The organism is Nocardiopsis sp. M1B1, from assembly GCF_052466615.1.
Genome location: NZ_CP196194.1, coordinates 4,051,419 through 4,075,145 on the forward strand (window position 1 = coordinate 4,051,419; position 23,727 = coordinate 4,075,145).

At 71.6% G+C, this 23,727-nt stretch carries 22 protein-coding genes; 10 read left to right on the top strand and 12 right to left on the bottom strand.

Translation table 11 applies throughout. The features are described from left to right. Positions 1-171: 171 nt before the first annotated feature. The 4 genes from ACSTA4_RS17610 (at position 172) to ACSTA4_RS17625 (ending at position 5,309) form a co-directional block, all read left to right on the top strand. The gene (locus ACSTA4_RS17610) at positions 172-1,428 is read left to right on the top strand and encodes an AMP-binding protein (RefSeq protein ID WP_444960222.1); all 1,257 of its coding nucleotides are present in this window, start codon (positions 172-174) and stop codon (positions 1,426-1,428) included. A gap of 585 nt (positions 1,429-2,013) precedes the next feature. After that, on the top strand, positions 2,014-3,420 hold the full coding sequence (locus ACSTA4_RS17615; protein ID WP_174547966.1) for a sigma-70 family RNA polymerase sigma factor: 1,407 nt from the start codon (positions 2,014-2,016) through the stop codon (positions 3,418-3,420). Positions 3,421-3,558: 138 nt separating this feature from the next. Continuing rightward, entirely contained in the window at positions 3,559-3,918 is a 360-nt protein-coding gene (locus tag ACSTA4_RS17620) for a hypothetical protein (RefSeq protein ID WP_444960223.1), read from the top strand. Positions 3,919-4,061: 143 nt separating this feature from the next. Then, the gene (locus ACSTA4_RS17625) at positions 4,062-5,309 is read left to right on the top strand and encodes an Nramp family divalent metal transporter (protein ID WP_444960224.1); all 1,248 of its coding nucleotides are present in this window, start codon (positions 4,062-4,064) and stop codon (positions 5,307-5,309) included. 34 nt (positions 5,310-5,343) lie between these two features. On the opposite strand, the gene ACSTA4_RS17630 is transcribed toward ACSTA4_RS17625, so the two are convergent. Together ACSTA4_RS17630 and ACSTA4_RS17635 are read right to left on the bottom strand one after the other, a co-directional pair. Continuing rightward, positions 5,344-5,706, bottom strand: a complete 363-nt coding sequence (locus tag ACSTA4_RS17630; RefSeq protein WP_047872006.1) for a GntR family transcriptional regulator — start codon at positions 5,704-5,706, stop codon at positions 5,344-5,346. A gap of 112 nt (positions 5,707-5,818) precedes the next feature. After that, on the bottom strand, positions 5,819-6,205 hold the full coding sequence (locus ACSTA4_RS17635; RefSeq protein WP_444960225.1) for a hypothetical protein: 387 nt from the start codon (positions 6,203-6,205) through the stop codon (positions 5,819-5,821). Between the two features lie 145 nt (positions 6,206-6,350). Here ACSTA4_RS17635 and ACSTA4_RS17640 point away from each other — a divergent pair, with 145 nt between their 5' ends. Next, complete coding sequence (locus tag ACSTA4_RS17640) at positions 6,351-6,962, top strand: TetR/AcrR family transcriptional regulator (protein ID WP_444960226.1); 612 nt, start codon at positions 6,351-6,353, stop codon at positions 6,960-6,962. A 266-nt stretch (positions 6,963-7,228) separates the two neighbouring features. Then, the gene (locus ACSTA4_RS17645) at positions 7,229-8,014 is read left to right on the top strand and encodes a sporulation protein (RefSeq protein ID WP_444960227.1); all 786 of its coding nucleotides are present in this window, start codon (positions 7,229-7,231) and stop codon (positions 8,012-8,014) included. A gap of 68 nt (positions 8,015-8,082) precedes the next feature. On the opposite strand, the gene ACSTA4_RS17650 is transcribed toward ACSTA4_RS17645, so the two are convergent. Beyond that, complete coding sequence (locus tag ACSTA4_RS17650) at positions 8,083-9,888, bottom strand: ABC transporter ATP-binding protein (protein ID WP_444960228.1); 1,806 nt, start codon at positions 9,886-9,888, stop codon at positions 8,083-8,085. A 73-nt stretch (positions 9,889-9,961) separates the two neighbouring features. Further along, positions 9,962-10,975: an ABC transporter permease gene (locus tag ACSTA4_RS17655; protein ID WP_274973599.1), complete on the bottom strand. Its 1,014-nt coding sequence runs from the start codon at positions 10,973-10,975 to the stop codon at positions 9,962-9,964. 544 nt (positions 10,976-11,519) lie between these two features. Here ACSTA4_RS17655 and ACSTA4_RS17660 point away from each other — a divergent pair. Further along, entirely contained in the window at positions 11,520-12,104 is a 585-nt protein-coding gene (locus ACSTA4_RS17660; protein ID WP_444960229.1) for a hypothetical protein, read from the top strand. Continuing rightward, positions 12,101-13,306 carry a methyltransferase domain-containing protein gene (locus ACSTA4_RS17665; protein ID WP_444960230.1) on the top strand — a complete coding sequence of 402 codons (1,206 nt, stop codon included), beginning with the start codon at positions 12,101-12,103 and terminating at the stop codon, positions 13,304-13,306. The genes ACSTA4_RS17660 and ACSTA4_RS17665 overlap by 4 nt, the downstream gene beginning before the upstream one ends. Before the next feature lie 72 nt (positions 13,307-13,378). On the opposite strand, the gene ACSTA4_RS17670 is transcribed toward ACSTA4_RS17665, so the two are convergent. Genes ACSTA4_RS17670 through ACSTA4_RS17680 form a run of 3 tightly spaced genes read right to left on the bottom strand, consistent with a single transcriptional unit; the run spans position 13,379 to position 14,528 of the window. Then, positions 13,379-13,546, bottom strand: coding sequence for a DUF397 domain-containing protein (locus tag ACSTA4_RS17670; protein WP_444960231.1), 168 nt, complete (start codon positions 13,544-13,546; stop codon positions 13,379-13,381). Positions 13,547-13,549: 3 nt separating this feature from the next. Next, positions 13,550-13,720 carry a DUF397 domain-containing protein gene (locus ACSTA4_RS17675; protein WP_274973601.1) on the bottom strand — a complete coding sequence of 57 codons (171 nt, stop codon included), beginning with the start codon at positions 13,718-13,720 and terminating at the stop codon, positions 13,550-13,552. Further along, positions 13,713-14,528, bottom strand: coding sequence for a helix-turn-helix domain-containing protein (locus ACSTA4_RS17680; RefSeq protein ID WP_444960232.1), 816 nt, complete (start codon positions 14,526-14,528; stop codon positions 13,713-13,715). Before ACSTA4_RS17680 ends, ACSTA4_RS17675 begins: the two co-directional genes overlap by 8 nt. A 396-nt stretch (positions 14,529-14,924) precedes the next feature. Between ACSTA4_RS17680 and ACSTA4_RS17685 the strand changes: the two genes are divergently transcribed. Beyond that, positions 14,925-15,377, top strand: coding sequence for an ATP-binding protein (locus ACSTA4_RS17685; protein ID WP_444960233.1), 453 nt, complete (start codon positions 14,925-14,927; stop codon positions 15,375-15,377). Positions 15,378-15,542: 165 nt separating this feature from the next. After that, positions 15,543-15,755, top strand: a complete 213-nt coding sequence (locus ACSTA4_RS17690) for a helix-turn-helix domain-containing protein (RefSeq protein WP_019608368.1) — start codon at positions 15,543-15,545, stop codon at positions 15,753-15,755. A 69-nt stretch (positions 15,756-15,824) separates the two neighbouring features. On the opposite strand, the gene ACSTA4_RS17695 is transcribed toward ACSTA4_RS17690, so the two are convergent. The 5 genes from ACSTA4_RS17695 to ACSTA4_RS17715 all read right to left on the bottom strand — a co-directional run bounded on the left by ACSTA4_RS17695 (position 15,825) and on the right by ACSTA4_RS17715 (position 23,591). Continuing rightward, positions 15,825-16,889, bottom strand: a complete 1,065-nt coding sequence (locus ACSTA4_RS17695; protein ID WP_444960234.1) for a cobalamin B12-binding domain-containing protein — start codon at positions 16,887-16,889, stop codon at positions 15,825-15,827. Further along, positions 16,879-18,237: a PP2C family protein-serine/threonine phosphatase gene (locus tag ACSTA4_RS17700; RefSeq protein ID WP_444960235.1), complete on the bottom strand. Its 1,359-nt coding sequence runs from the start codon at positions 18,235-18,237 to the stop codon at positions 16,879-16,881. The genes ACSTA4_RS17695 and ACSTA4_RS17700 overlap by 11 nt, the downstream gene beginning before the upstream one ends. 415 nt (positions 18,238-18,652) lie before the next feature. Beyond that, positions 18,653-20,464: an ABC transporter substrate-binding protein gene (locus tag ACSTA4_RS17705; protein ID WP_444960236.1), complete on the bottom strand. Its 1,812-nt coding sequence runs from the start codon at positions 20,462-20,464 to the stop codon at positions 18,653-18,655. Between the two features lie 70 nt (positions 20,465-20,534). Beyond that, a complete protein-coding gene (locus ACSTA4_RS17710; protein WP_094803515.1) occupies positions 20,535-21,560 on the bottom strand; it encodes an ABC transporter permease in 1,026 nt (341 codons plus the stop codon). Between the two features lie 339 nt (positions 21,561-21,899). Next, the gene (locus ACSTA4_RS17715; protein ID WP_444960237.1) at positions 21,900-23,591 is read right to left on the bottom strand and encodes an ABC-F family ATP-binding cassette domain-containing protein; all 1,692 of its coding nucleotides are present in this window, start codon (positions 23,589-23,591) and stop codon (positions 21,900-21,902) included. Positions 23,592-23,727 lie beyond the last annotated feature (136 nt).

The following is a 23,727-nucleotide window of genomic DNA, read 5'->3' on the forward strand; positions in this document are numbered from 1 at the left end:
ACCACGTCCACGCGACAACCCTACGCATTGTGCCAGGCGGGCGGGGACGCGCGGTCAGGGCGGTACTCCTTGCGGACGTGTGCGCACTCCTTGCGAACGTGTGCGCCGCCGCCCGGCGCCGGACCCGACCCCCGGGGTGGGCGCGCCGGACACGGGCGTACCCTTGCCGTCGTGGCACGCGAGAGACAGGTCGAGGCAGGCGGAACGCACCCCCGTGACCTGGAGGGGCGCCCCCTCCAGGCGGTGCGCGGACTGGCGCCGGAGCGCTTGGGCGACCTGTTGGCCCGGGCCCTGGACGGGCACGGCCCCGCTCTGCTGCCGATCCCCGACGGGACCCCCGACGCGCGCGTGGACGAACTCCTGGCCGCCATGCGCCCGGCCTCCCTGCGCACCCCGGACGGGGTCGCCGCGCTGGACGGCGCCCGCCCGGCGGGCGGGGACACCGCCCTGGTCATCACCACCTCGGGCTCCACCGGCGCGCCCAAGGGCGTGGAGCTGTCGGCCGCCGCGCTGCGCTCCTCCGCGCGGGCCTCGGTGGCGCGGATCGGCGCCGCCCCCGGAGACGCGTGGCTGTGCGTGCTGCCCGCCGGGCACATCTCCGGCATCCAGGTGATCATGCGCGCCCTGGCCACGGGCGGCCGGATCGAGCACGCGGCCTTCTCGGTGCGGGCGGTGGCCGAGCTCGCGCGCGGATCGCGACCGCACGTGTCCCTGGTGCCCACCCAGCTGCGGCGGCTGCTGGCCGCCGGGACCGACCTGTCGGTGTTCGGGACCATCCTGCTCGGCGGTGCCGCCGCCGACCCCGCCCTGCTGCGGGAGGCCCGCGGGGCCGGGGGCCGGGTGGTCACCACGTACGGCATGAGCGAGACCTGCGGCGGGTGCGTCTACGACGGCGTTCCGCTGGACGGGGTGCGGGTGCGCGTGGAGTCCCCCTCGGCCGACGGGGCCGGGCGCGTCCTGCTGTCGGGGCCGGTGCTGCTGAGCGGCTACCGCCTGGCGCCCGGGGCCGGTGCCGATCCGGGCGCGCTGGCCACCGACGCCGACGGGACGCGGTGGCTGCGCACCAACGACCTGGGCCGTCTGGACGGGGACGGGCGCCTGAGCGTGCTCGGACGCGTGGACGAGGTGGTCAACACCGGCGGCCACAAGGTGGTGCCGGGGCAGGTCAACGCCCGGCTGCTGGAGCACCCCGCCGTGGCCGACTCGGTGGTGGTGGGTCGGTCCGACCCCGAGTGGGGCGAGCGGGTGAGCGCGGTCGTCGTGCCCGCCGACCCCGACGCGCCGCCCTCCCTGGAGCAGTTGCGCTCGTGGGTGCGCGAGCGCCTGCCCGCCTACGCCGCTCCCCGTGAGCTGGAGGTGCGCGCCTCCCTGCCGATGCTGGCCTCGGGCAAGCCCGACCTGGTGGCCCTGCGCGGCCCGCGCGGCTGAGGCGCGGGGTCCGGTCAGGGGATTCCCGCCGGAGGACGCACGCGCTCCGCGCGGCTGAGCGGCGGCAGCGTTCCCGGGCGCGTGTACCGGCGCGCCTTCGACCCGTGGGACCCTGGGGCGCGTCGGGTGCCGCGCCCCACCACGTCGGTGCCCGTCGAACAGCAGTGACGGCCCAGGGTCGGGCGGTCCGGCTGCTCCGCGCGGAGCGGCCGGTCACGGACGTGTCGGACAAAAGGCGGGGAACTTCCCCGGGCGCTCCGACGTCTACCTGAGTAATCCGGCCCCTCGGCCCCTCTCCCAAGGAGGTCCGCAGTTGGTGACAGCCCTCGGCCCACACGTTCGTGCCCCTGCGCTCTCCCCCCAACCGGCCCCCCTTCCCCGCCCGCAACGGTTCCGGGCACGCTCCTTTACCCGCTCCCTGCAGCGTTTGGCCACTTCCGTCGCAGTGATCTACGCCACTTCGGCTGATATCCAATCGAGACAGGGAACATTTGACTCCCCAACACGTTGGACATATTGGCGCGTCCAGCCGGCGGGAACCGTCCGCCGCGTGCCACACGTCTTGGAAGGGAGGGAGGTGCCCCGATGACGAGCACTGCCCCAGCCGCTCCGGCACCCACCGCCGGAGCCCCCGCTGACACCGCTCGCAGCGACGACGCGTCCGCCGACGCGGTCCTGACCGACCTGCTCGACCGCGGACGCGCCCAGGGGCACCTGTCCCTCTCCGAACTGCGTGCCGCTTTCACCGCGGCCGCCGTCTCCACCGGCGACGGCCGTTCCATCCTGCGTGAACTCACCGAGAACGGGGTCAGGCTCGCCAACGGGGGCGACGACTCCGCACCGGTGGCCGATCCCGACGCCGAGGACGACGTGCTGGAAGACACTCTCATCGCCACGGTGCCCGACACCGACGAGGCACCCAGGGCCGAAGGCAAGACCGCGCCGCGCAAGGGCCCCTCCCCCCGGAGGAAGACCCGCTCCACACGGCGCGTCAAGAAGGCCGAGCCCGCCCAGACCACCACCGACGCGGAGACCGGCGAGGCCGACCTCGACGACCAGTCCCCCGCCATGGGCGACTCGGTCCACACCTACCTCAAGGCCATCGGCCGACGCCAGCTCCTCACCGCGGAGCAGGAGGTCGACCTGGCCAAGCGGGTCGAGGCAGGGCTCTACGCCGAGTACCGGCTCGGCCTGCACGGCGAGGTGGACGGCTCCGCCCCGCTGGCCGAGGTCGAGGTCGAGGAGCTGGAGTGGGTGGCCGAGGACGGCCGCAAGGCCAAGTCCCACATGCTGGAGGCCAACCTGCGCCTGGTGGTGTCTGTGGCCAAGAAGTACAGCGACCGGGGGATGTCGCTGCTCGACGTGGTCCAGGAGGGCAACCTCGGCCTGATCCGCGCCGTGGAGAAGTTCGACTACACCAAGGGCTTCAAGTTCTCCACCTACGCCATGTGGTGGATCCGCCAGGCCATCCAGCGCGGTTTCGCCGACTCCGCGCGCACCATCCGCCTGCCCGTGCACGTCCTGGAGCTGCTGAGCAAGGTCAGCCGCCTGGAGCGCGACATGCACCAGGCGCTGGGCCGCGAGCCCACGCCGGAGGAGCTGGGCCTGGAGCTGGACAAGACCCCGGCCCAGATCGAGGAGCTGCTGCGGGTCACCCGCCAGCCCATCAGCCTGGACTCCACCATCGGCGAGGACGGCGAGACCCGCATCGGCGACCTGATCGAGGACGTGGACGCCTCGGAGGCCTCCGAGGTGGTGGACCGCCAGCTCATGGCCGACCAGCTGCGCAACGCGCTGTCGGACCTGGAGCCGCGCGAGGCCACCATCATGTCCCTGCGCTTCGGCCTCATGGACGGCCGTCCGCGCACCCTGGACGAGATCGGCAAGCACCTGGGGCTGACCCGCGAGCGCATCCGCCAGCTGGAGAAGCAGTCGCTGTCCAAGCTGCGCCACCCCAGCCGCGCCCAGCAGCTGCTGGACTTCGCCAGCTAGGGCCCGGCACGACGGTCGACACGGGGCCGCTCCCCAACGGGGGCGGCCCCGCGCCGCGTCCGAAACCCTCAGGGCGAACCCTGGTTCGTCCCCGGTATCGCGTCCGTTCCGGCACGCCGCGGACACCGCGGTGCGACGATGGTGCCCATGAGCGATCACCCCCAGCGCCACAGCGACGAGATCTCCGCCGCGCTGCGCGCCAGCCGCGAACTCGGCCCCGAGTACGACGAGGCCGTGGCGGCCTCCCTGGTCGAGCGCATCGACGGCACCGTCGAGGCGCGCGTGCGCCACCACCTGGCCGCGCAGGCGCGCACGGAGACGGCCAAGACGGGCATGCCCTCCAACACCGTGCGCTTCGTGCTCTCCCTGGTGTGCCTGGGCGTGAGCATCCCGGCCTCCGCCGTCGCCGTCACCACGGGCGGTCCGGTGGCGCTGCTGCTGGTCTGGCTCGGGCTGGTCCTGTTCTACGTCGTCTCGGTCGTGGGTCTGCGCCGCTGACCCGGCGCCGGACGTGATCCGGAACATATCGATTCCGCCACGGATCATCTCCGTCGCTTACCTGCCCGTATGCACCTTGTGTCCGAAGCCCTACAGTCGTGCCCACCACGGACCAGACCGGTCCCACCAGGGGGAAGGACACGATGGTAGCCATCGAGCAACGCAGGACGACGTGGAAACAGATCGGTCCGGGCATCGTCGTCGCGGCCACCGGCGTGGGCGCGGGCGACATGGTCGCCACGCTCATCGCGGGCAACCAGTTCGGCTACGCCCTGCTGTGGGCCACCATCGTCGGCTGCCTGGTCAAGATCTCCCTTGCCGAGGCCACCGGGCGCTGGCACCTGGCCACGGGGACCACCATCTTCGCCGGCTGGAGCAGCCTGGGTAAGTGGACCACCGTCTACTTCGCGCCCTACATCGTGATCTGGGGCTTCGTCTACGGCGCCAGCGCCATGTCGGCCACGGCCCTGCCCCTGGCCGCGCTGATGCCGGGCGTACCCCTGGAGGTGTGGGCGATCCTGGCCGGGGTCTCCGGCCTGGTGATCGTCTGGTTCAACCGCTACGCGGTGTTCGAGAAGATCATGACGGTGCTCGTGGGCGTCATGTTCGTCACCGTGGTCGGCCTGGCCGTCTACGTCGTCCCCGACATCGGCCAGACGCTCCGGGGCCTGGTCCCGATGCTCCCCGAGGGCTCGGTGTTCTACACCATGGGCCTGGTCGGCGGCGTCGGCGGCACCATCACCATGGCGGCCTACGGCTACTGGGTCAACTCCAAGGGCTGGCGGGACTCCTCCTGGATGCGGATGATGCGGCTGGACAACCGCGTCGCCTACATCACCACCGGCGTCTTCGTCGTGGCGATGCTCATCGTGGGCGCCGAACTGCTCTACGCGAGCGGCATCACGCTCCAGGAGAGCGACCAGGGCCTGATCCAGCTGGGCGACGTCCTGCGCGAGCGCTTCGGCGGGTTCGTGGCGACGGCCTTCCTCATCGGCTTCTTCGCCGCCGCCTACTCCTCCATCATCGGCGTGTGGAACGGCGTGAGCCTGCTGTTCGCCGACTTCGTCAACCACCTGCGGGGCAGGACCAACACCGACCCGGGGGAGAACCAGAAGAGCTGGGCCTTCCGCGGCTACGTGCTCTGGCTGACCTTCCCGCCGATGCTGCTCCTGCTGATCGGCAAGCCCTTCCAGCTGGTCATCGCCTACGGGGTGCTGGGCGCCTTCTTCATGCCGTTCCTGGCCTTCACCCTGATGTGGCTGCTCAACTCCTCGCGCACCCCCCGCGAGTGGCGCAACGGCTGGGTCAGCAACGCGGGCCTGGCGCTGGCCGGATCGCTGTTCGTGGTGCTGTGCGTCTACGAGCTCTACGGGATCGTCGCCGGGGCCTGATCCGCCGGGCGGCGCGGCGGCGCGCGGGGCGGCCTCAGCCCCGCAGCGCCGCGCGCAGGATCTCCACCGCCTCGTCGTGGTCCAGCCCCACCCGGGAGATCACCTCGGCGTAGGCCCGTGCGGCGGCCAGCGCCTCGGCGCGCTGGTCGTCGCGGCCCGCCGCGACGAACGTTCCCGAGCGGCCGCGCGTCTCGACCACACCGGCCTGTTCCAGCTCCCGGTAGGCGCGGGCCACGGTGTTCACCGCCACCGACAGCTGACCCGCCAGCGCGCGCACCGTGGGCAGCCGGTAGCCCACCGGGAGTTCACCGTTGGCGACCGCGATGGCCACGATCGACCTGATCTGCTCGTAGGGCGGGACCCTCGACGTCGGATCGACACGGATGAAATCCGCCATGTGCCACTGCGCTCCCCACCGTCGCGTGCTGCGGTGTCCGGCCGCGGACCGGACCGGACACCAAGTTACCGTGCGTGTACCGACCACAGGCCGCGGGTCGGAGCCGCCGGTGTCAGACCGCCTGGCGCGGCACCCGCTGGATCCCGTGCAGGCGGTGGGCCTCCCGGGCGGTGAGCAGGCGTTCGGCGACCTGGGTGGCCTCGCGCACCCGCGGGCGGGCCAGCCGCTTGCGCCGGTAGATCCGGTCCTCGTACCCCTTGGGTCCCACCAGGGTGCGTTCCCGGGCATAAGCCGCACGCATCGCCTCGGTCAGCGCCGTGTCCAGGTCCACGCCCCGCTGGTTCAGCTCCTCCACGGGCGCGTTCCAGGTGCGGGCCCTCTCCAGCGCCTCCTGCGCCTCGGCCACCGCGCGCAGGAGTTCGGGCAGGCGCTCCGCGCGCTCCTGGTCGGAGGCCAGGCTCTCCCGCGCCTGAGCCGTGCTCTGCTTGGCAAGTCCCATGTGTGTGCTCCAGACCACGCGTAACGTCGGACGGGGCCACTCTAAGGGTGACCAATATCATCTGGCGAGCCGGGCCGCGCGTCGGTGGTGGCCGCGCGGCCCGCGATCTGCCACCTTTACGGCGCACACCCCCGAAAGGACCACCGTGAGCAGGAACTACGCCGGACTCAGCCGCGAGCGCATCATCCTCGAAGCGCTCCACATCATCGCTGGCCGCGGGCTCGGCGGCCTGTCCATGCGCCGCCTCGGCGACGCGCTGGAGGTGGAGGCCATGGCCATCTACCACCACTTCCCCCTGGGCAAGGAGCAGCTGTTCAACGCCATCGCCGCCTACGTCACCTCCCCCGCGGCCACCGGCACCGTCCCCCTCGACGACGAGGAGGAGGCGGAAGACCCGGAGGGGGCGAAGGAGTCCGAGGAGGACGACCGGCCCTGGGACGTGCGCCTCACCGAGTGGGCCGAGGCCTACCGGGACCGGCTGCTGGAGTTCTCCGGGGCGCTCTCCCTGCTGGTCCACCGCGCCCCGCGCACGCCGAGCAGCGACGCCACCCGCGCCCTGGTCCACGACGCCCTCGCCGAGGCGGGGCTGGAGGGCGAGGACCTGGAGCGCGCCGCCGACGCCCTGCACTCCTACTGCGTGGGCGCGATCGTGCACCAGGTGCGCCACCAGGACGAGGAGGACGCGCCCGACGCCGCCGAGTCCCTGGCGCGCTTCCGGCACGGGCTGCGCGCCCTGCTGCGCGGACTCACCTCCTGAGCCGCGCCCGGGCGGGCAGCAGGACGCCTTCAAGGGCCTGCGCGCGTCGGCCCTGAACCGTGCCCGGGCGGGGCGGGGACCCGCCCCGGTGCGGCCGCGTCCCGCCCGGACAGGGCCCAGCCCCGGCGTGACCAGCGCTCGGGCCCCGCCGGGCGAAACAGGGACCTTGGTCCGGGAACCGAGTGCGTTCTTCCGGCGTCGTTACCAGAAGACAGCCCCCGACCCCGCTCCCCCTCCCGGCGCGGGGCGGTACAGAAAGGTCATCCATGGTTCTCAAGCGTCTGCTCGCCGGTATCGGATTCGGCGGGGCCTCGGTGGAAACCACCCTGCACTCCTCCGTGACCACCCCGGGCGGCACCCTGCGGGGCACCGTCGTCATCGAGGGCGGCAACGTCGAGCAGCAGGTCGAGCGGCTCACCGTCGGCCTCCAGGCCCGGGTCGAGGTCGAGAGCGGTGACCACGAGAGCACCCGCGACCTGGAGTTCCACCGCGTCCAGATCGGCGGCGGCGTGACCCTGGCCCCCGGCCAGCGCTTCGAGGTGCCCTTCGAGCTCTTCGTGCCCTGGGAGACCCCCGTCACCGTCCACCGGGGCCGCCACATGCACCGCATGAACGTCGGTGTGAACACGCGCCTGCACGTGGCGGGCGCGGTCGACCCCGGCGACCTGGACCCGGTGGCCGTGGAGCCGCTCCCCTCGCAGCTGGCCGTGCTGGACTCGCTGGCCTCCCTCGGCTTCTCCTTCAAGCAGGCCGACCTGGAGCAGGGCCGTATCCTGCGCACCCGCCAGCAGCTGCCCTTCTACCAGGAGATCGAGTTCTTCTCGCCCAGCCGCTACCGGGGCCTGAACGAGCTGGAGCTGTCGCTGGTCACCGACGAGCGCGGCATGGACGTGGTGCTGGAGCTGGACAAGAAGCCGGGTCTGCTCTTCTCCGAGAGCCGCGACACCTTCCACCGCTTCAGCGTCGACCACAACGAGGGCGCCGGGCGCGACTGGTCGGGCCACCTGCACCAGTGGATCGACTCGCTGGCGGGCAAGCGCAGCATGTTCTGATCCCAGCGGGGTCCCGGGGACGGGCGTCCCCGGGGCCCGCGGGGCCCGCGGCGCGGTCGGCGCGCGGTTCACCCGGTCCGCTGGCGGGCGCGCTCCGCGCGCAGTTCGCGGGCCTGGTCAGGGTCCAGCACGGGCGCCGCGTTGAGCAGTTGGCGGGTGTAGTCGCTGGTGGGGTTCTCGTACACCGCGTCGCTGTCACCCATCTCCACCACCTCACCCGCACGCATCACCGCGACCCGGTCACTGACCTGACGCACCACCGCCAGGTCGTGGGCCACGAAGATGTAGGTCAACCCGAAGTCGTCCTGCAACTCCGACAGCAACCGCAGCACCTGGTCCTGCGTGGACACGTCCAACGCCGACACCGGCTCGTCGCAGATGATCAGCTTCGGCTTGAGGATCAACGCCCGCGCGATCGCGATCCGCTGACGCTGACCACCCGAGAACGCGTGCGGGAACCGGTTGTAGTGGCCCGGCTCCAGCCCCACCCGCTCCAACAGCTCCTGCACCTGACGGCGCACCTTCTTGGTGTCCCTCTCACCCTGCACCCGCAGCGCGGTCCCGATCGCGTCGCCCACGGTCACCCGCGGGTTAAGCGAGGAGTAGGGGTTCTGGAAGACCATCTGCACGTCCCGGCGCAGCGGACGCAAGGCCCGCTCGGGCATGTGGGTGATGTCGCGGCCCTCGAACTCCACCCGGCCCCGCGTGGGCTCCAGCAGACGCATCACCATCCGCGAGAGCGTCGACTTGCCCGACCCCGACTCGCCCACGATGCCCAGGGTCTCGCCGCGGTGCAGGTCGAAGGAGACCCCCTTGACCGCCCAGAAGTCCGTGGCCCGGCCCCACACGCCGCCGCGCACCCTGAACCGCTGCGCCAGATCCTCCACCCGCAGCAGGGGCTCGCCCCGCTCCTCCTGCGGCTCGGGGGTGAAGGGACGGAAGACCTCGTCCGGCCCCTTGCGCCCCGCCTCGCCCGCCGCGGTCGACCCCGACCTGCGGCGCTTCTCCTGGTCCTGGCGCTGGCCGCGCTCGGCCCGGTCGCGTGCGCGCCGATGGGCCCGGGAGACCTCCACGCGCGGCACCGCGTCCAGGAGCCCCCGGGTGTAGGCGTGCTGAGGTGCGGACAGCACCTCGCGCACGTCGCCGCGCTCGACCGCGACGCCGTGGCGCATGACCACGACCTCGTCCACCGAACCCGCCACCACCGCCAGGTCGTGCGAGACCAGGATCAGGGCCATGCCCAGGTCGCGGCGCAGCTCGTCCAGCAGGTCCAGGATCTGCGCCTGCACCGTCACGTCCAGCGCCGTCGTGGGCTCGTCGGCCAGCAGCACCTTGGGCTCGCACATCAGACCCATCGCGATCAGCACGCGCTGGCGCATGCCGCCGGAGAACTCGTGCGGGTAGGAGTTGACCCGCTTGCCGGGCTCGGGGATGCCCACCCGCTCCAGCGACTCCACCGCGCGCTCGCGGGCCCGGGACCGCGACACCCCGGACCGGTGCACGCGCAGCGCCTCCACCAGCTGGTTGCCGACGGTGAACTGCGGGTGCAGCGACTGCATGGGGTCCTGGAAGACCATGGCGATGTCGTTGCCGCGCATCCGCCGCAGCCTCTTGTCCGGGGCGCCGACCACGTCGGTGCCCGCCACCTCGACCTCCCCGGTGATCCGCGCCCGGCTGCCCCGGTGCAGGCCCATCAGGGCCAGCGAGGTCACGCTCTTGCCCGAGCCCGACTCGCCCACGATGCCCAGCGCTCCCCCGACGGGCACGGCGAAGGACAGACCGTCCACCGCCCGGACGTCGCCGTCCATGGTCGGGAACACCACCCGCAGGTCCTCCACCCGCACGACCGGCCCCGACGCCGCGGACTCGCTCACACGACCCCTTCCTTTCCGTTCCCCGGGCGCGGCGGCCCGGGCCGTGTTCGGTACACGTGTGCGCCCGACACGGTTATCCGTGGATGCGCACGCGCGGGTCGATCAGCGGGTACAGCAGGTCCACCACCAGGTTGCAGAGCACGATGAAGAACGCGCCGAACAGCGTCACGCCCAGGATCACCGGCAGGTCGCTCTGCATGATGGCGGTGACCGCGTACCGGCCGATCCCGTTCAGGGAGAAGACCTGCTCGGTCAGGACCGCGCCGCCCAGCACGAGCCCCAGGTCCAGGCCGAAGATGGTCACGATGGGCGTGAGCGTGGGGCGCAGCGCGTGCTTGAGTACCACTCGGCGCTCGCTCAGTCCCTTGGCGCGGGCGGTACGGATGTAGTCCTCGCCCAAGGTCTCCAGCATGCCCGCGCGCGTCTGGCGGGCGTACATGGCCGCGTGCAGGAAGGCCAGCGTCAGCCACGGCAGCAGCAGTCCCTGCGCCCACCTGGACGGGTCCTCGCTGAAGGGGACGTAGCCCGGTGTGCCGAACAGCCCCCAGGCGTGCACGAGGAAGGCCAGGGACAGCAGCCCGGTGAAGAAGATCGGCAGCGACACCCCCGCCAGGGCGACGGCCATCGCCAGCCGGTCGAACAGGCTGCCCTTCCACACCGCGGAGACCACGCCGACCAGGATGCCGCCCACCAGCCAGATCACCCCCGCGCCGAGGGCCAGTGAGGCCGTGACCGGCAGCCGCGCCACGATCTCGGGGAAGACCTCCTGGTAGGTCTGGAAGGAGTAGCCCAGACAGGGTGCCGCGCACTCGATCGTGTCGTTGCCGAAGCGGTACTCCGCGCCCAGGAAGAGGCCCCGGACGAACTCCCCGAACTGCACGACGACGGGCCGGTCCAGGCCCAGGCGGTCGATGGTGGCCTGGATGGCCTCGGGGGTGGGGGCGCGGCCCACGTACATCGTCGCCAGTTGTTCGACCGTGCGGCCCGCCCACCGGGGCACCACGTAGAAGATGGCGAAGGTGACCATGGTGACCACGGCCAGGAGCAGGAGTCCGGCGCCCAGGCGGCGCAGGATGTAGGTCAGCAACGCGCGTGCTCTCTGTCGTCGGGGCCGGGGCGGGGGCGGGACGGGTCCGCGAACGGTACCCGCCCGCAAGCAGACAGTAACTCAGTGTGGTCATCTGGTCGCGTTCAATCGCCCCGTGTGTGCCTTCCGTGGCGCCGATCATCACGCATTGTCAACTTTGAGTCACTTTCCGCTCTTGACTGGTGCACTCCTCTCCTGGATATTCAGGTACGTCGCTCCCGAGACCGCTGCCGGTTCCATCGACACTGCCCCCTACCGGGACTACCTGGCTGGCGCTCCCCTCGTCACCATGTGGGACTGCACTCCCACCACCAACGACGAGGACGACCGACCGACGCCATCGTGCGGTAACGGATGAACGGATGGGGCAGTGGTCGTCCCCTGCCCCGCTTCCATGAGACGAACAGCGAGGACGCATGATCCGCCGCCTCTCCTCGGGGACCACGAACCCCGATGACATCCATCCGGGGCTCACCGCGCACCAACGGGACATGGTCAGCCGCTGCCCCCCTCCGTCGAGAAGGGACTGACGGTCTGGAGCGCCGTGAAGGCTGGCCCTGGCGACGAGGCGGGCCTGTTCGCGGCCCTCGTCGAAAGCGCCGAACTGCTTCGCCTGGACCGCCGGGAACTCGGTCCCCTGGCCTGCCGGAACATCGCGGTCCTCGGCCCCGGCGACGAGGGGCGTGCGCGACAGCTGATGCAGTGGCCCGCCTGGCTGGCCCGCAACCTGTACGCGCCGGTTCAGCTCATGGTCGGGCGTTTCTGGACCGGTGTCCGACTCACCGACAGCAAGGGGGAAGCGATGATGCCGCCCCCGGTCTCGTTCTTCTCCCTGCGCAACGCGATCCCGAGCAAGGAGGGGACGTTCCTCGCCGCGAAGGTTCCGGAGATCCTTGACGTGCTCGCGGCCGGGCCGGGCGATGACGGGCGGAACGTGTTCACCGAGCCCCTCGGCCGCGCCGTTGCCACGACCGACGCGGCCTCGGTCTACGCCGACCTGGTCCGGTGCTTCCCCGTCACCGGCAGCGGTAGCGGAGGCAGAGCCGCAGGTGACGGCAAGGACACCAACAAACACGGGGCCGAACCCGTCCCGCCCCAGTCCGGTGACGGCAAGGACCCCAAGCGGTGACCACGCCCCCCGGCGCCCGGCTGGCCCGCGCCCTCACCATCGCGGGTCAGGTCATCGACCCCCAGTGGCATCGTGCGATCCTCGCTGTGGACCGGGCCCAGTTCGTTCCCGACACCGTGTGGGTCACCTCCACCGACCACCCCGGCTATTACGTACCGGTCACACGCGACGACCCCGACCACGCCAGTTGGGCACATGAGGACTACGCGCTCGCGACCCAGGTGGATGACGGGCGTCCTGCTGGGGCCCATGGCCGGGGCCGCAGGGTGACTTCCAGCCTCAGTCAGCCCTCGCTCGTGGTCGCGATGCTTCAACAGCTCGACGCGGTCGTTGGGCACCGGGTGTTGGAGATCGGGACGGGCACGGGGTACAACACGGCGTTGCTGTGTCACGTGTTCGGGGAGAAAGCGGTGGTGTCCGCGGAGATCGACAAGGAGTTGGCCAGGGTCGCGGTCGTCAACCTCGCGCGGGCCGGGTACGCGCCGACGGTGTTGGACACCGATGGGTCGGGCCCCCTGGAAGTCGGTGAAGGCACGGGCATGTTCCACCGGGTGCTCTCCACGGTCGCGGCCTGCGGGCGGATACCCCACGCCTGGGTTCGGCAGGTGTGGCCGGGCGGGGTGATCGTGACCCCGTTCGAGGTGGGGAACGTGCCGGGGGTGCTGGTGCGCCTGGTGGTCCAGGAGGACGGCACGGCGACGGGCCCGATCGTGGACGACGCCGCTTTCATGGTGCTGCGCTCACAGCGCCCCGACCCCCGTCGGCTCCGGGAACTGGTGGAGGAGGACGCTCCCGGTGTGCGGGCCGGGAGTACCGACGTGAACCCGCGTCTGGTCGCCTACCGCAACCAGGGGTGGCAGCTCGTCCTAGGTCACTTGGTACCGGACCTGCGGTACGCGGTGTACGAGGCCGCCGAGGACCGCCCCGAGTGGGCGGGCAAGGCCAGCGTGTACGTCGCCACCCCGGACGGGTCGTGGGCGCTCGGAGAATATGTTCCGGCCGGTGGCCCCTACACCACGAAGCGAGCCGGGCCCCGGGATCTGTGGGCGGAGATCGGCGCCGCGTGGGAGGAGTGGACGCGGTGGGGGAAGCCGGGCCGGGACCAGCTCGGCGTGACCGTGGACCAGGAGGGAACCCACTTGTGGGCGGACGCCCCGGCCGGGGTCCTTCGGCCTCTGGGCACGGCCGCCGCTGCGGGGTAGCCTCCCCCGTGTCAGCACGAAACCGACCCCGCCCAATGCGTCTGGGCGGGGTCGGTTCTTCGTACTTGGCTACTAGCTGCGGATTGCCGCGAGCAGGGCCGTCCACTCAGGGGCCGGTGCCGACAGGTGGCCCAGCTTCCGGTTCTGGGTGTCACGCACGTCTGTGAAGGCGCCCTCTCGGACCTCGACACAGTGCCCGGTGTTGCCGCTGTAGCTGAACTTGTGCCAGGCAGAACTCACTGTTCATCCCTTGGTGACGGCGAGAACAGCAGTCCACTCCAGCGTGGACACCGTGAGGTGGCCCAGCTCCCGGTTCTGGGTGTCGCGGATGCCGGTGACCGGGCCCTCCGCGACCTCCACGCAGTTGCCACCGCCAGCGCTGTAGGTGGACTTGTGCCAGGTCTTCTCAGACATCTTCAACAGCCTCTTTCAGCATGTCCAGGCTTTGGTCGCCGGAAAGCGCCTCCCCCTGGAGCAACCCGAACACGGTCATGCAGTGCTGGACGAGCTTCGCATCGTCGATCACGGCCTCCCCCGTCATGTGCTCAGCCGACGCCACAGAGGGGCGGTCCGCGAACGTGTGGATGCGAAACGGTCCAGTGCCCCCATGGTGCCGGGGAGCACCCCGGGGGATGATCTGCAACCGTAGGTTATCCCGCTCGATCTCATGGACCAGTCGGCGGATCTGCTCGCGGTGCTCGTCACGACTCAGCCCACCCACCCTGCGGCGAATCACCGGCTCCTCCACGATCATCAGGATGAACGGCTTATCGATCCGGTCAAAGATCGCCTTCCTGCGCATTCGTGACTGGACCAGGCTTTCCACCGAGTCCGCTCCCCGCCCCGGCCACACGTCGCGGGTCAACGCGCGGGCATATGCCTCGGTTTGTGTCAGGCCAGGGAACACCAACGGCTGATAGTCACGGATCTCCACCGCTGATTCTTCGAGGTCAGAGAGCTGCTGGAACCACGGGTCGAGCCCGGTTTCCTGTTTCGCTTCGTGCCATTTGCGGATGAGTGCCTGGTTCGCGTTGTAGAGCTCGTCCAGTGCGGTGACGGCGTCCAGCTCGATCTTGCGGGTGCCCCTCTCATAGGAGGAGACCGCGGTCGGCACGACGCCCAGGACTTCGGCTGCGTCGGACTGGAGGAGACCTGCGGCTTTGCGGGCGCGAAAGAGTTCACGCCCGAACTTTTTCCAGGCTGGGGGTGCTTTCTCTGCCACTAGCTTCTCCCGAGGGGTACACGCAACTACACACTGATAGTCGACAAGTACACGCTACAGAACGCGATCGCCATTTACTACACCTATGCGTGAAAGCTATTGCGCAGCCTCTGACCTGCAAGCGATGGTGTGACTACGGAAACATTCCGGCGAGTCACTGCGGAAGAAATGTCCGTTGTGGCGTCTCATGTGTAGTTTCCCGCTGCCGTTCCTATCTCACTCAGGGAGAGGTCGGCCCCGTGAACTCCCGCCCCTCACTGGGCGGGCACCAGCGCCGTCCCGTCCATGCCCATACACGGGCGGGACAGCCCAGCAGGACATGAGAAAGCCCCGGCGGTCGAAGTGGAGAGCGACCGCCGAGGCAGAGTGCTCCACCCCGAAACCCCGAGGTGAAACATGAACAAGTCTATCGTCCAGGCCCCGACGCTTCCACGCCGACTGTGCGGAACCGCCACCAACTCAGGCATTCTGCTCGGCCCCGAACTCGGCCACGTCAAGATCGCCCGCCGCTGGGCCGTCCAGGCCACCCGCTCCCGGCCCAACCTGGCCGAACCCGTCGGCATCGCCGTCTCCGAGATGACCACCAACGCCCTGCGCCACTCGGCGTCCGGGCTTCCCGGCGGCAGCATCCGCGTGGAGATCGAACGCACCCCGCGCCACCTGGAACTCCGCGTCACCGACAACGGCCCCCGCCCCGGAGAACAACCCAGCTTCCCGGCCGTGCCCGACCCCGAACCCCTCCGGGTCGGCGGCAACGGCCTGCGCCTGGTCGAAGCCCTGTGCTCCTACTGGGACTGGAAGCAACACTCCTGCGGCGCGATCACCGTCCGCGCCGTCTTCCCCTGGTAACCCACGCGTCCCTGGCCGCCCTTCGGCCTCCGCGCCCTCCACCGTGACGGCGCGGACCAGGGCCGGTGACCTCAACACCAGCCCGAAGCCCCGCCTCCTCCTTCCCCGGGGAGGCGGGGCCACCCGATCGACCACTCACACAACACCGGACACGGAAAGCCCCTCATGCCCGACTACAGCTACCTCCTCGACGGCCGCCCCGACGTCCTCACACCCAGCGAAGTCGCCGCCCTGTTCAACATCCGACCCCGCAGCCTCCACCGAGGCCAATGGGACAACGTCCTCAAACCCTTCCGCACCCCCGGCGGAGCACGCCGCTACCCCAAAGAACACATCGCCACCCTCCTCAACCAGCCCGACCCCCCGACCTCCCCCTGAACTGGTACGGCACTGGTGGCCCTGGTGGCCCTGGTACAGCGGCGAAGGGCGCCCGCCCAGGCGGGCACCTCAGCCGAGCACGGCCCGCCCCGCGCGCAGCGCCGCGCACGTCTCGGGGTAGTCGAACAGCTCCCCTTCGAGGAGTTCCAGGACGCGGGCCACCCCCACCGCCGGAACCCCGCGCACCTCCAGCACACCGCGGGTCCACGCCAGGAAACGGGTGAAGACCGCACCGTCGCCCACGTACAGCGACGTCAACAGGAAGTCCGTGATGTGCCCCAGGTCCTCGACCGTCCGGTCCAGGTCCGCGCCCTCCAGGCTGGCACCCCGAGCCTCGTAGAGGGCCCGCGCGTGCTCCACACCGGTCCGCACCAGGTCTCGACGGCGCTGCACCAGGCTCGCGTACTCGGCGGCCGGAGACAGCGCCTCCTCCCTGGGCCGCAGGGACGACAGCGGCATGCGCCGCTCCAACAGATCGGCGGCGGAGCGGGCGTCGGCCGCCCACAGGCTCGCGCCGAGCCGGAGCGCGAGGGAGGAGTCCGGCCCGAAGCCGCGCCCCCCGGCGATGACGGGCACCCCGGTGCGCGCGGCGGCGGTGATCATGGCGTGGGCGTTGACCAGGTGCGAGGGCAGGGAGCAGCTCAGCGCCACCACGTCGGGCGCGGTCTCCTGAAGGTGCAGGGTCAGGTGGTGGGCGGGCACGCTCGCCCCGAGGAAGGTGACCCTCCAGCCGCGCAGGCGCAGCACGTCCCCCAGCAGCCTCGCGGGCAGGCCGTGCCACTCCCCCTCGACGCAGGCCACCACCACCGAGCCCAGGGGGCGTTCCCCGGCGACGCGCGCTAGGCCGTGTTCGAGGACCAGGCCCAGGGCGAGTTCACCGATGTGGGTGGCGGCGTGCTCCCGGGCCACAGAGAGTTCGTTGGCCTGCCACATCATGCCCACGCGCATCTGGGACACCGCGATCACGTCCAGGACCAGCGACTCGTGGTCGACTCCGGCCGCCAGCGCCTCCCGCACCACGGCCAGGGCCCCCGCGTCGTCGATGTCGCGCACGCACGCGAAGAAGTCGTCGGCCACGTCGGCGGGCGACACGGGGACGTCCCCGCCCAGCAGGGTGTCGTGGTCAGCGGTCACCGGCGACACCTCCCCGGACGGCGCGGGCCTGCATGGTGAGCACCGTGATGTCGTCGTGCTCCCCTCCGTCGAGCCAGTCCCCGACCACCTGGACGATCCGGTCGGAGACGGCCGGGGCGGGCATGCCCCCGCACTCGGAGAGCAGCCGGGCCAGGCGTTCCTCACCGAGCATCTCCCCGCCCAGCAGGGGGTTGCGCGCCTCGGTGACCCCGTCGCTGAAGACCACCATCGTCTCGCCGGGGGCCAGGGTGAACTCCGTCTCCCGGAAGACGGCCTCCTCCACCGCGCCCACGAACAGGCCCCCGATGGAGACCTCCCGGACAGTGCCGTCCACGCCCACGACGAGCGGGGGCGGATGGCCTCCCCCGGCGGCGCGGATGCGCAGCCCGCCGCCGGGCAGGGGGCTGGCGAGTCCGAGGAGCATGGTGCTGAACTTCTCGGGGTCGGTGCGCAGCAGCAGGACGTTGAGCAGTTCCAGGAGCCGCCGGGGGTCCTGTTCGACCAGCCGCAGCGCCTCCAGGGACTGGCGGATCATCCCGGTAAGGAGGGCGGCGTCGTTGCCCTTGCCGCACACGTCCCCGAAGGAGAAGTCGAAGCCCTCCTCCAGTTCGTTGACCTGGTAGAAGTCGCCGCCGATGCGCTCGGCCTCGACGGCGGAGCGGAAGGCCGCGCCCAGCACGGCGTGCGCGACGCCGGGCAGGGGCGCGGGGACCAGCGCGGCCTTGAGGGTGGAGGCGGTACGGGCCTGGTACTGGTACATGTGGGCGGCGCCCAGGGCCGAGCCCACGCGTTCGGCGTACTCGGTGAGCGCCTCGGTGTCCGCCGCGTCGAAGTACCCCCGGGCGCGGTGGAACAGCAGCGCTCCCGCGGTTCCGGACAGGCCGGGGACGGCCACGGCGCGCAGCGCGCCCCGGGCGCCGTCGTACCCGGCCAGTTCCAGGAGGAGCTTCTCGACGGGGTCTCCGGGGGTGGGCTCGGCCACCGTGCGCGCCCCGTCCACGACCTCCTTCAGCCAGGCGGCGCCGTCCACCGTGCCGCGGTCCCAGACGCCCTCGCCGGTTCCGACGCGGCGGCGACCGCCCTCGGAGGTGAACGCCGCGGTCCAGCGCACCGAGCCGTCGGGCTGGGCGAGGAAGAGCGCGCACGTCTGGGCCGCCTCCGGTACCGGGAAGCGCACCGTCTGCTCCACGAGGCGGACCGGGTGCAGGATGTTGCCCAGCTCGCGGGCGGCGCGGCGGAGTCTGGCGACCGCGGCGGGCGCCGGGAGCGCACCGGCCCGTCGTCCGCCGACCGGCCCGGCCCCGTCGCCCTCCAGCGGAGCGCGGTCGCTGGTCCCCGAAGCAAGCACTGGTGTTCCACTCCCCACGCGTCGCGGCGTACGGCCCGTGCCGGGCCGTACGGGCGGCTCCACCGAGCACGTTCACGTACGCGCGGTGCGCGCACGGTCGTGGGCGGGTGCCGCAGAGCGTCGTTCCACCGCTGGCGCAGAGAGCGCACAGGGGGATGCAAGGGCCACCGACAGCGGGAAGACGACGCCCGGTATGCCACGCTACCCGCCATACTCTGCGGACACACGGTCCGGGAAGCGAAAGTTGCCGTCCGACAAAATTTCAGTGCCGTGTGTTGTCGTGCGGGCCCGAAGCCCCGATGTCGGCCCGGCTCCGGCGAGGTCGGCAGGCCCCCGGTTTCGCCCCTGATCCGCCCCTGGTGAGGGGAGAAGACGCCTGTCGACCCGCACCGCACGGGGCTCTAGCTGCTGTTCCTCACTCCCGGGTGGTGCCGAGCGCCATGTAGTCGTACATCGAGTAGCCCGAGTGGTAGTACACGTTGGTCAGGTTCGGCGGCCGGTAGAGCACCGTGCGCTCGAACACCGCGGGCAGGATCGCCGCCTGCTCCATCGCCCGCCGGTCGATCTGCGTGTAGATCGAGGCGCGCTCCTCGGGGTCCTCGATGGTGACGACCTCGTCGAACCAGCCGTTGATCCGCTCGTCGTCCAGTTCCGAGATGTTGGCGTTGCCCGCGTCCTGGATGGCGTCGCCGTCCAGGATCTTGCTCATGAACCCGTAGCCGCTCGACCAGTCCGGGGCCCACCCGTACACGGTCAGGCCCAGGTCGTTGTCCTCCACGAAGGACGGCGACCCGGCCTGGGTGTTGGTGTAGGTGTCCGAGGGGTACTGCTTGATCCGCGTCTCGATGCCCACCCGGGCCAGGGCCTGCTGGAGCGCCTCGGCGGTGCTCACGTCGGAGGGCCGGTCGGCCCGGACGCCGATGGAGGTGGAGAACCCGTCGGGCTCGCCGCACTCCTCCAGCTTCTGCCGGGCCGTGTCCAGGTCGCCCTGGTTGTCCTGGGAGGGGTACAGGTCGATGCCGGGATCGGCCCCCGGCAGCGACGCGGGCATGATCTGGGTGGCGATGTCGCCGCCGGTGTCGCCGCCCCAGGCCCGCTGGAGGGCGTCGCGGTCGGCCGCGTACATGACCGCCTCGCGGCAGGCCAGGTCGTCCAGGGGTTCCAGGACGGTGCTGATGTTGACGTAGCGCAGCGTGTTGCTCTGCGGGTTGTCCACGCTGTTCTTGCGCGCCTCGTCGGTGAGCAGGGTGCCCCGCATCGCGGGCCCCACCCCGGCACCGGCCAGGTCCACGTCCAGGTCGCCGCTAGCCAGGCGCTGGTCGATCTCGTTCTGGTCCACTCCCAACTGCACCTCGATCCGGTCCGGCAGCGCCTCGCGGGTCGGGTCGGTGGCGGGGTCCCACTGGTCGTTGCGGACCAGGTTCAGGGAGACGCCGGGCCGGTACTCGCCGTCGAACTTGTACGGCCCGGAGGAGACGACGCGGCTCTGGTACTGCTCTCCGCGGTCGGCCTCGGGCGGGACCGGCGCGGTCTGCGGCTGGATGAGCAGGTACGGGAACTCCGCGAAGGGATCCTTGAGGTGGAAGACCAGGGTGTGGTCGTCGGGGGTCTCGATCCCGTCGAACCCGGCCAGCGGGTCGGCCTCGTCGGCGTAGGGGCCCTCGTAGTCGTCGCTGTCGGCCAGCAGGTCCTGGAAGTACTTGGGGCCGTTGGGCAGGGCCTGGTCGCCGAAGTTGCTGCGCGCGATGGCGTACTCGATGTCGGGCGCGGTGATCTCGGAGCCGTCCTCGTAGCGCAGCCCCTGTTTGATCGGCACCGTCCACTCGGTGAGGTCCTCGTTGGGCTGGGGCATCTCCGCGGCCAGGTCGGGCTGGAGTTCGGTGCCCTCCTCGCCGGGCGCGCCGACGTAGGTGAGCAGGGTGCGCGCGTAGTAGCGGCTGAAGTTCCAGCTGAACGCGTAGTAGGTGTTGCCGGGGTCGGGCGAGTCGAAGTCCGAGGAGATGGCGTAGCGCAGAGTGCCGCCGGTCTGGTCGGAGGGGTTGACCACCTCGGTCTCGCCCTGGTTGAACTCGGCGTCGACCGGACCGCCTCCGCCCCCGCCGCCGCCCGCGCCCCCGCAGGCGGCCAGCAGCAGCGCCGCGGCCGTGCCCGCGGCCAGGGTCGCGGTCGCCCGGCGGCGTCCGCGGCGCCGGGAGGGCGCCGCGCCCGTGTGGTGGTCGGTGGTCAAGCTTGCCTCCTGGTCGGTTTGGCTGGTGGGGGCCGGTGCCCGGCCCGGGACACGCGACGGGCGCGGCCCGTCAGTCGGAGGAGCGGGGGTCGAAGGCGTCGCGCAGCCCGTCGCCGAAGAGGTTGAAGGCCAGGACGGTGACGAAGATGGCCAGCCCCGGGATCAGCACGAAGTGCGGCGCGATCGTGTAGAAGCGCAGGGCGTTGTCGAGCATGCCGCCCCAGGTGGCCATGGGCGGGTTGATGCCCACGCCCAGGAAGCTCAGGGCCGCCTCGAACAGGATGTTGGTGGGGATGAGCAGCGTGGAGTAGACCAGGATCGGCGTGACGAGGTTGGGCAGGATCTCGCGGAAGACGATGTGGGCGCTGCCCGCGCCGAGGCTGCGGGAGGCCTCCACGAACTCGCGTTCCCGGAGGGTCAGGGTCTGCCCGCGCACGATGCGGCCGATGTAGGGCCAGTTGAAGAACCCGATGATGAAGACCAGCACGCCGATGCGCAGGCCGTTGCCGCTCAGGCCGAAGGAGCCGTCGGGGATGACGCCGACCAGGGCGATGGCGAAGAGCAGCAGAGGGAAGGCCAGGAAGATGTCCATGGCCCGGCTGATGACGGTGTCGACCCAGCCGCCGAAGTACCCGGCGACCATGCCCAGGACGGTGCCGATGACCACGCAGACCAGGGTGGCGACCGTGGCGACCAGCAGGGAGGTGCGGGCGCCGTGGACGATGCGGCTGAACAGGTCGCGCCCGTTGACGGGTTCCACGCCGAGCAGGTGGTCGGTGCTGATTCCGCCCCAGGGGTCGAGCCCCAGGGAGGGGTCGGCGGGGTCGCGCAGGACGCCGCCGGTGAGCGGGTCGATCAGCTCCTGGTTGAACTGGTTGGGCGGGTAGCCGAACCAGGAGGTGAGCAGGGGCGCGAAGACCGCGACCAGGATGAGCAGGATGACGACGACGCCCCCGGCCATGCCGAGGCGGTCCCTGCGGAAGCGCCGCCAGGCGATCTGGCGCAGGGACCTGTTCGCCGACCCGCGTCCTCCGGCGGCCGCCGCCTCGGGGTCGGCGTGCTGGGAGGACTCGGGCGCGTCCATCGGCACGGACATGTGCACCCCTGCCAGTTGACATGACTTTTCGTAGCTATGGGAACACGAAGAGTTTGCACGAGCGGCGCGGGGGTTTCCAGCCTCCGCGCCGGTGTCCCCGCGCGGTGTCGGGCGAAGCCGGAGGCCGGGGAGGCGGTGGCCCCGCCGGGTCCGGCACGTGCCCCCGACACGCGACGGCCGTTCGCGGAACCGCACCGCCCCAGCGGTGAGGGGTCGCGTGCCCTCACGGGTTCCGGCACGTACCGGGCGTGCCGGAACCCGGCCGTGACCGGGGCACCGGGGCGGGCCGCCGTTCCCGGGCCGCGCGCGGGGCGGGCGGCCCGGGAACGGCCGGAAGGGCTACACGGGTCCGGCCGTGTCCTGCCCGGCCACGGCGCCGTCGACCAGCCGCAGCTCCGACCAGGCCCAGTTGCGGCGCAGCCACCGGTCGTGCGAGGCCACCACCACCGCGCCGGGCGCGGTGCCCAGCGCCTCCTCCAGCTCCTCGGCCAGCGCCAGGGACAGGTGGTTGGTCGGCTCGTCCAGCAGCAGCACGTCAGGGGCGTGTCCCACCAGCATCGCCAGTGCCAGGCGTCGCCGCTGCCCCACGCTGAGCCTGCCCACCGGCCGGTCCAGGTCGCGCGGTGCGACCAGGCCCAGGTCGGTCAGGCGGGGAGCGCCGGGCAGAGTTCCGTTCAGCCCGTCGTAGAGCGAACGCGGTGTCCGCTCGGGGTCGGGGAAAACCACGTCCTGTTCCAGCAGGGCGACCGCAGCCCCGCGCCGCCACAGCACCTGGCCCGACGCCGGACGCAGCCGGTGCCCCAGGGCGTACAGCAGCGTGGACTTGCCCGCGCCGTTGGGCCCGGTGACCAGCAGGCGCCCGTCCGAGGGCACGTCCAGGCGGTCCAGGCGCAACCGGCCCGGCACGACCAGGTCGCGCACGGTGATCGCGTGGCCGTCGGCCGTGCCCGGGTCGCGGGTCAGCGAGGCGCTGAACTCCAGCGGCCTGGGCGGTTTGCGCACCTGGTCGCGCTCCAGTTCCTCCAATCTGTTCCGGGCGTTGCGCACCCGGCGCGAGACCTGCTTGTCCACGCGCCCGCCCAGGAAGTCGTAGCCCATCTTGTCGTTGTCCCTCGGGGCGCGGTTGTGCGAGACCTGCCGGGACGTGGTGCGCACCGACTCGCGCAGGCCCTTGAGGGTGTCCTGCTCGTCGCGGTAGCGCTGCTCCCAGCGTTCGCGCTCCAGTCGTTTCTCCCTGAGGTAGAAGGAGTAGGCGCCGCCGTAGTAAGCGGGACCGTCCACGGCCGGGTCCAGGTCGAGCAGGCCGGTGCACACCGCGTCCAGGAACACCCGGTCGTGGCTGGCCAGCACCACCACTCCCAGCAGGCCGCGCAGGTATCCCTCCAGGAACTCCAGCGCCTGGTCGTCGAGGTGGTTGGTGGGCTCGTCCAGCAGCAGGGCGCGCGGGCGGCGGACGAGCAGGGCCGCCAGGCCCAGGCGTCCGCGCTGGCCGCCCGACATCCGCCCCACCGGCCGGTCCGGGCCGATGCCGTCCAGGCCCAGTCCCGCGACCACCAGTTCGGCCCGGCGTTCGGCGTCCCACACCTCCAGCAGTTCGGCCTCGGCCAGGGCCTCGGAGTACTCCCGCAGGGCTTCGGCGTCCTCGGGCGCGCCGTCCAGCGCCGCCGCGCTGGCGGTCAGCCGCCGCTCCACCCGCCGGGCCGGTTCGAGGGCCTGGGCGATCACCCGGGCCAGGGTCGTGTCCGGGGCGTGGGGCAGCTCCTGGTACAGGAATCCGGTGTCGGCGGGGCGTTCCACCCGCCCGGCGTCGGGTTCCTCCTCCCCGGCCAGCAGCCGAAGGAGGGTGGACTTGCCCGAGCCGTTCTCCCCCACCAGGCCGAGCCGCTGGCCGGGGGCGACGTCGAGGTCCACGCCGTCGAACACCACGTGGTCGCCGTAGGCCCTGGCCAGGTCGCGGGCGCGCAGCAGGGGCGGGCCGGTCGGGGCGGTGCGGGTCGCGGAGGCGGCGCCGGTCGTGTTGCCAAGGGTCATAGGGGTGGTCCACCCTTCGTTTCGGGGTGGGCCTCGATGCGCGGGACCGGTGCGCCTGCGCGGCGCGGTCCGGGGACGACACGGAGGTCGTCGACATCGAGACCGCACCGGGGACAGTGCCAGTACACGCCGAGCG